6 protein-coding genes, 1 pseudogene and 1 riboswitch are annotated in these 7,148 nt (G+C 50.2%); of the genes and pseudogenes, 4 read left to right on the top strand and 3 right to left on the bottom strand.

What is annotated here, in order from left to right; genetic code table 11:
• The 3 genes and pseudogenes from AB840_RS11185 to AB840_RS11175 form a co-directional block, all read left to right on the top strand.
• Positions 1–820: pseudogene (locus tag AB840_RS11185) on the top strand (hypothetical protein); the annotation flags it as partial.
• A gap of 33 nt (positions 821–853) precedes the next feature.
• Positions 854–1,612: a hemagglutinin repeat-containing protein gene (locus AB840_RS11180; protein WP_048514931.1), complete on the top strand. Its 759-nt coding sequence runs from the start codon at positions 854–856 to the stop codon at positions 1,610–1,612.
• A 57-nt stretch (positions 1,613–1,669) separates the two neighbouring features.
• Positions 1,670–2,404, top strand: a complete 735-nt coding sequence (locus tag AB840_RS11175) for a hemagglutinin repeat-containing protein (RefSeq protein ID WP_160300568.1) — start codon at positions 1,670–1,672, stop codon at positions 2,402–2,404.
• Positions 2,405–2,500: 96 nt separating this feature from the next.
• Here the strand turns inward: AB840_RS11175 and AB840_RS11170 are convergent, their stop codons facing one another.
• Positions 2,501–3,223 carry an ATP-binding protein gene (locus AB840_RS11170; protein WP_048514929.1) on the bottom strand — a complete coding sequence of 241 codons (723 nt, stop codon included), beginning with the start codon at positions 3,221–3,223 and terminating at the stop codon, positions 2,501–2,503.
• A 128-nt stretch (positions 3,224–3,351) separates the two neighbouring features.
• Here AB840_RS11170 and AB840_RS11165 point away from each other — a divergent pair, with 128 nt between their 5' ends.
• Positions 3,352–4,020, top strand: a complete 669-nt coding sequence (locus tag AB840_RS11165; protein WP_048514928.1) for a Crp/Fnr family transcriptional regulator — start codon at positions 3,352–3,354, stop codon at positions 4,018–4,020.
• A 122-nt stretch (positions 4,021–4,142) separates the two neighbouring features.
• On the opposite strand, the gene AB840_RS11160 is transcribed toward AB840_RS11165, so the two are convergent.
• The gene (locus AB840_RS11160; RefSeq protein WP_048514927.1) at positions 4,143–5,363 is read right to left on the bottom strand and encodes a bifunctional 3,4-dihydroxy-2-butanone-4-phosphate synthase/GTP cyclohydrolase II; all 1,221 of its coding nucleotides are present in this window, start codon (positions 5,361–5,363) and stop codon (positions 4,143–4,145) included.
• 100 nt (positions 5,364–5,463) lie between these two features.
• A riboswitch (FMN riboswitch) is annotated at positions 5,464–5,595 on the bottom strand.
• 67 nt (positions 5,596–5,662) lie between these two features.
• Positions 5,663–7,066, bottom strand: a complete 1,404-nt coding sequence (locus tag AB840_RS11155) for an FAD-binding oxidoreductase (protein ID WP_048514926.1) — start codon at positions 7,064–7,066, stop codon at positions 5,663–5,665.
• Positions 7,067–7,148: the final 82 nt, after the last annotated feature.

Raw genomic sequence — 7,148 nt, 5'->3', positions numbered from 1 at the left:
AATGACCGGCGATACCCTTCTGAACAGCGCCGGCGCCCTCCTATACAGCGGCAATGCCATGACCCTGACCGCCAAAGGCACGATCCGCAACCGCGGCGCGAAGATCGAAAGCCTGGGAGACCTGGCGCTTAAGGCTGCCGCTGTGTATAATGAAAATGACGCCTTTTCTGCCAAGCGCGTCGGCAGTGACTGGGTGACGAATCCGGATAAAATCCGCATTGACCAGGCCGGCCATTCCGAACAAGGCCAATCCTTCGACAAAGACGAATTCTCCAATCTCACCAGCGGCTACGGCGCCTATCACCATGCCGGAGCCATGGAAATCTACGAACCGGCCTATGATATCGTCGGCAAACCAGATCCGGGAGAACAGCCGGACCCGGCCCACCCCGAAGGCGCTAAGATCGCCAACTACGAATGGAATGACCCCATCTTTACGGCTTTGGGCGTCACGGCCATGACCACGGCCAGACCGACGGCAGCCGGCCAGGAGCAAACGGCCTGGGACACCCAGTTCAGCAGCAAACTGGACGAACTGAATACCAAGATCACGGCCCATAATACAGAAGCCGAAGCGCACAATGCCAGCCTGGGGGCGATCGGCAGCCAGAAGATCGACAACTACACCATCATCCGGTCCCAATCCCAGACCTCGGAAGATAAGGTGCAGACGACGAACGCCGGCGTCATCTATCCCCGGGTGTACCTCCATGCCGGCTCAGACATGACCCTCGATGCCAAGGGCAGCCTCGTCAGCGCGAACCACCTTGTCGTCGACACGAAGAAAGCCGTACAGAATACAGGCATTCTCCAGGGCTAAACCGTCGCCATACAGGCCGGAAGCCTCGACAACATGGGCCGCATCCAAGGGAACACCATCGCCCTGTCCAGCGATACGGATATCCATCAAGGCGGCCTCGTCACGGCTACCGACGCCATCCAGCTCAAAGCTAAGAAGGACATTACCATGGATAACACCGTCCAGCACTTGGCGAACCAGGACGTGCTGGACCGCACGGCAGGCATTGCCGTCTCGGGCAATCAAGGCGTGGTCATCCTGGATGCCGGCCACAATGTGAACCTGGCGGGAGCCACCCTCCAGGCTCTGGGTGAGAAAGGCGCCGTCGTCGTCCAAGCCGGGAGCGACGTCCATCTCACAACGCAGACCCTCGCCGCTAAGAAGAATATGACCCAGGACAGCGATAACTACCTGCGGACCCAGCGCCAGACCGAAGCGGGCACGGCTATCGACGCCAAGGGAGGCGTGACGATGCAGGCCGGCCACGATATCCAGGCCCAGGGCGCCTACGTCAATAGTGATGACGGCACCGTGGCTTTGAAAGCCGGTACCAACATCGAACTGACCACCGGCAGGACAAAAGCGGTCGACGACTATGGCCTGAAACACAAAGAATCTGGCCTCCTGTCCAGCACGACCACCACCGTCAAGATCCATGAAGACCATCAGCAGGTTCTCGGGACGACTGTTACAGGTAAGAATGTCCAACTGGGCGCGAACCAAGACGTGAACCTGACAGCTGCCACCGTCGCCGCCCAAGACGACGTGACGCTGGCAGCAGGAAGAAATATAACGACCACATCGGATACGTAGTACAACCAATCCCAGGCCGATACGAAAGTCAAAACCTCGGGCATCATGGGCGCCGGCATGGGAATCATGATCGGGACAAAGAAAGTAAAAGACACCTATGACGGCGAATGGAAGATCCAAGTCGGCACCACCCTTGCCTCCACAGGAGGCAACGTCACTATCTCTGCCGGGGATACAGCCCACCTCACCACGACGGATGTGGTAGGTCAAAAAGGCATCACCGTCACGGCTCAGGACATCATCCTCGATGGGAACAGGAACGAAGCCAGAGAAAAACAAACCCATGAAGAATCCCAGTCGGGCCTGACCATCAGCGTCAGCAGCCCTGTCGTCAATGCCCTGCAAAGCGCCCGCAGTGTCATTCGTACCGCCCAGACACGGGATAACAAAACACTGCAGTCTCTGGAACTCTTTGAAGGCGGGAAAGCCTTAGGAAAAGATATCAAAAACATCGGTAAAAACGGCGTCGGAAAGCCGGGAATCCATGTCGATCTTGGCTCCAGCTCGTTCAAACAGGAATACGGCACCGATACGAATACCTATGCCGGAGGCAGCCTGTCCAGCAGCGGCACCGTAACTATCCTCGCCGGAAGCAAGGACACGGCGAAAGGCAATATCCATGCCACAGGCGAAACGATACAAGGAAAAGACGTGATATTAGCTGCATCAAACAATATTATCTTAGATGCCGGTAAAAATACGCAGACCGAAACAAACAACTATAGCAGTAAAGGGGCCTCTATAGGTGTCACCGTCGGAATCGGCGGTATCAATAATAGGGGAAGTATATAATAAATAAGCATGCAGTTGAGATACAAAAACAGCGCCCGTTATACGTGATGTATTGGGAGCGCCGCTTTGATGTGAACGAACTGGGCAGTAACTTTTTTAGTCTTCTTTTATTTTTCCGTCAATCGTGATGGTTACGACTTGCCATGGAATAAATTTTCCGCTTTGCTGGAGTGCCTTTTTTGCGGCTTGTTCAAGACCGCCGCAGCAGGGAACTTCCATGCGGACAATAGTAACATCTTTGATATTATTTCGCCGGATGATTTCTGTCAGTTTGTCTGCGTAGTCAATGTCGTCCAATTTAGGACATCCGATGAGAGTAATCTTGTTGTGAATAAACTCGTCGTGAAAACGCGCGTAAGCATATGCTGTGCAGTCGGCGGCGATAAGCAGATGGGCATCGGCAAAATAAGGGGCAGAATCAGGAACTAATCGAATTTGTACAGGCCATTGCCGGAGTTGTGATGTGGTGGTATTGTGACCGGTTGGCGCAGGGGTATGGGTTTGCAGGGATTGGGATGACTGGCCGGGACACATTGTTCGGATTTGACTTCCCGGACATCCGCCTGCATGAGAAGGACTGCGGTTTTTTTTGTGTGTTTCAACAGCCGCTTCATCATATGGTAGAGCTTCTCGTTCTTCAAAGGTAATGGCGTTAGTCGGGCAGTGAGGCAGGCAATCACCAAGACCATCACAGTAATCGTCACGCATGAGCTGAGCCTTGCCATTAATCATACTAATGGCCCCTTCATGGCATGCGGCGGCACAGGCTCCGCAGCCGTTGCATTTTTCTTTATTGATATGGATGATTTTTCTGATCATAGTATATTCCTCCTTGAAAGGACACGTGATTGTGTCTTTGTAATTAGCTGTCAGATCATTTACGGTACAATGAAAGTATAGTACAATAGACATAATAAATCGGTTGTTTTTACAACGTGGAGGAATATATGAAAAAAATTTTACCAATTCTTTTATCGTCCCCGCTGTTTAAAGGGATTTCTGAAACAGATATGCTGCCGCTGTTGGAGTCGATGGGAGTACGAAGGCAATCTTATAAAAAGGGCGCCTTTGTTTTTTTAGCCGGAAAAACAGGTACTCGTATTGGTATCGTATTGACCGGACTTGTTCATATCGTCCAGGAGGATTATTGGGGAAACCGCAATATTATTGCACCGATACGAGTCGGGAATATGTTTGGTGAAGCATTTGCCTGTCTGCCCGATGCGGCGGCTACTGTGGATGTAGTTGTTATGCAGGAGGCGGATATTCTTTTTATGGATGCCGGGAAAATTCTTCATGCCGGGGAAGTCATGACGGAACCGCAGAAATGTGTTGCTATGAATTTGCTTGCCGTGTTGGCGCAGAAAAATCTGTTTTTGACAGAAAAAATACGGTATTTGTCACAACGGACGACCCGGCAAAAATTGATGTTTTACTTATCCGATGAGGCCCGCCGTCATCATTCGCCTGTTTTTTCTATTCCGTTCAATCGACAGGAGCTGGCTGATTTTTTGTCTGTTGACCGCAGCGCTATGTCGGCCGAGCTGGGCAGAATGAAGCGGGAAGGGCTTCTGGAGTATACGAAAGACCGGTTTGAACTGAAGGAACGGCAGTAATTAGGCAGGTTGAACGGAGCCGGATCAGGGAGAAAGAAAAATACTCTCCCTGGTATATGCAGAGGGATCGCCGCCGCTATTTCAAGGAGAGTATGGAAGTGCATGGTATTTAGGTGTTTGTTTTAGTGATGTAAATGGGGAAGAATGTGCCCCATTTTATTTTTCTTTGTTTCCAAATAAAATTCATCGAATTTTTGGGCCGGCATTTCGATAGAGACTCGCTGCGTGATGTCTACACCAAACCCTTCGAGGCCATAAATCTTTTCGGGATTGTTTGTCAGGAGGCGCAGTTCTTTTGCTCCCAGGTCTTGCAGAATCTGTGCACCGATCCAGTATTCACGAAGGTCTGGCGCAAAGCCCAGCTTTTCGTTGGCTTCTACTGTATCGTAGCCTTGTTCCTGCAGGGCATAGGCTTTTAGTTTATTGATCAGACCGATACCTCGTCCTTCCTGCCGCATATACAGCAGTATACCGCGGCCTTCCTTGTCAATTTGCTTCATGGCGGCGGACAGCTGTTCACCGCAGTCACAGCGGCATGATCCGAAAACGTCGCCAGTCAGGCATTCGGAGTGGACTCGGCAAAGCAGGTTTTTACCGTCTCCGATGTCTCCCTTAACGAGGGCAACATGATGTTCGCCGGTCAAATCATTAATGTACCCGTAAATTTTGAATTCACCATATTTGGTCGGCATATGAGCAACGGCTTCACGAGTGACATGCTTGTCATGAAGGCGGCAATAGTTTTGCAGGTCATGAATAGTGATGAATTTCATGCCGTATGTATCGGCTAATTCCCAAAGCTGCGGGGTGCGCATCATTGTGCCGTCATCAGCCATGATCTCACAGCACAAGCCGACCTGTTTCAGTCCGGAAAGGCGCATGAGATCGACCGTAGCTTCTGTATGACCGCTGCGTGTGAGTACACCGCCGCGTCGAGCAATGAGCGGGAACATGTGGCCGGGACGGCGGAAGTCTTCAGGACGGGCTGATTCTTCCGTACATTTTCGTGCGGTCAGCGCCCGTTCTACTGCCGAGATGCCCGTTGTTGTATCAATATGATCAATGGAGACCGTAAAGGCTGTTTCATGATTATCCGTGTTTTCGCTTACCATGGGCAGCAGTCCTAATTTATGGGCATATTCAGCACTCAGCGGCATGCATATGAGGCCCTTGCCGTGAGCGGCCAGGAGATTCATATTTTCTGTCGTGCAGTATTGGGCGGCACAAATGAAATCCCCTTCGTTTTCCCGGTTCGGGTCGTCTGTCACGATGATAATATGACCTTCCTGTAATTCTTTGATAGCTTCTTCAATGGTATTATATTTTCTTTTTTCATTTTTCACAGCGCAAAACCTCCTGATATTTATAAAGCCCTGACAAACTGCAGGGGCAGTGTCAGGGCTTTTCGTCAATAAAATACAGGCTGCGGCAATCGCAGCGTCTATGTATCTTCTTCCATCCAGACTATACTGTCGGTTTTGGAATCACACCAAATCATGAGCTGAAAGCTCCTACGCCGTAGCGTTCGCGGACTATACCGCCGATCGGGAATTTCACCCTGCCCTGAAGATATTATAATTTACGGTACTTATTATACACAGAACGAATAGGATTTGCAAGAGGCTGACGCAGACAATACAGATCAGTCAATATCGAATATTTTTCCCGGATTGAGAATATCGTTGGGATCCAGTGCTTTTTTTACGGCTTTCATCATAGCCAGTTCATCTGGATTCGTGAACTCTTCCATGAGATGTTTTCGCTTAAAGCCAATGCCATGTTCACCGGATAGACGCCCGCCCAGTTGGTATATCAAGGTGTATAGTTCCTGCTGGTTTTCCTTGACACGAGCATCCCAGTCTTCGTAGGAGGTATTAGGGTTTTTCAGGATATTCAGATGAATATTGCCGTCGCCGGCATGGCTGGCAATGCGGGTAATCAGGTTGTATTTTTTTGCCAATATAAGAATCTGTTGGAGCAATTCCGGTTCCTTGTCGACGGGAACGACAACATCTTCCTTGCAAACAATCAGGCTTTCTGCACGTACGGCTTCGGCAAAGGCCTTGCGGGCCTGCCATATTTTGTCATGGTCTGCCACCAGGACGGATGATGCGCCGTTGGAAGTACATATATCATCAAGCGCTACGGCTTTGTCGTCTAAATCATCTTCGTTGATGCCCTCTACTTCGACGATCAGATAGTTGCCTGTTTCACTTCCCTGCAGCTTTTCGTTTAAGTACGCCTCAATTGATTTAAGTGTAATATTGTCAATAAATTCGACACAGGTGGGGAGAATGCCGGCTTTTATAATTTTGTTGACGACTTGGATGGCTTGGCCGGCATTGTCAAATATAGCCAGCAGATCTAATGCGTATTTGGGTTTGGGCAGGAGTTTGAGAGTTGCCTTGGTAATAACGCCCAAGGTGCCTTCTGAGCCGATAATAAGCTGATCCAGGCAATAGCCGGTAGACTGTTTCTGAAGACGGGCACCAAGCTGAACGATTTTCCCCTGCGGATTGACAACTTCGATGGCGTATACTTGATGGCGTGTTGTGCCGTATTTGACAGCTCTATTGCCGCCTGCGTTAGTGGCAATATTGCCGCCGATGAAGCAGGAGTCCCCGCTGCAAGGATCGCCTGCATAAAAAAGCCCCTTGGCGTCGGTTGCATCTTGCAGATCCGACGTACGGACACCGGGTTCGACGACGGCATATAGGGCATCGTCATTGATTTCCAAAATTTTATTCATTTTTTCCAGCGACAATACGATCCCGCCGTAGGTTGGAACAGCACCACAGGCTAGCCCGGTTCCGGCACCGCGCGGTATGACCGGAAAACGGGCCGTGTTGGCCAAGGTGATAATGGCGGCGGTTTGCGCTGCCGATTCGGTAAAAACGACGGCTTCCGGCATATGATGATAGACCGGATCTGTTACTTCATCATGTGAGTACGGCTGCATCAAATTGGGATCGGTAAGCATATTTTTAGGGCCGACGATAGCTTTTAGCTGTTCCAGTACTATTGGGGTTATTTTTTCATATTTCATGGAGCATTCCTCCTGCTTATTTGTGTTATTTTTTTTCTTTCTTTATTATAAAACTTCTTCTGACATATATAAAGACATTACT

It is taken from the genome of Megasphaera cerevisiae DSM 20462, assembly GCF_001045675.1.
Lineage (GTDB): Bacteria > Bacillota > Negativicutes > Veillonellales > Megasphaeraceae > Megasphaera > Megasphaera cerevisiae.
This window is presented reverse-complemented; position numbering and strand designations above follow the sequence as displayed.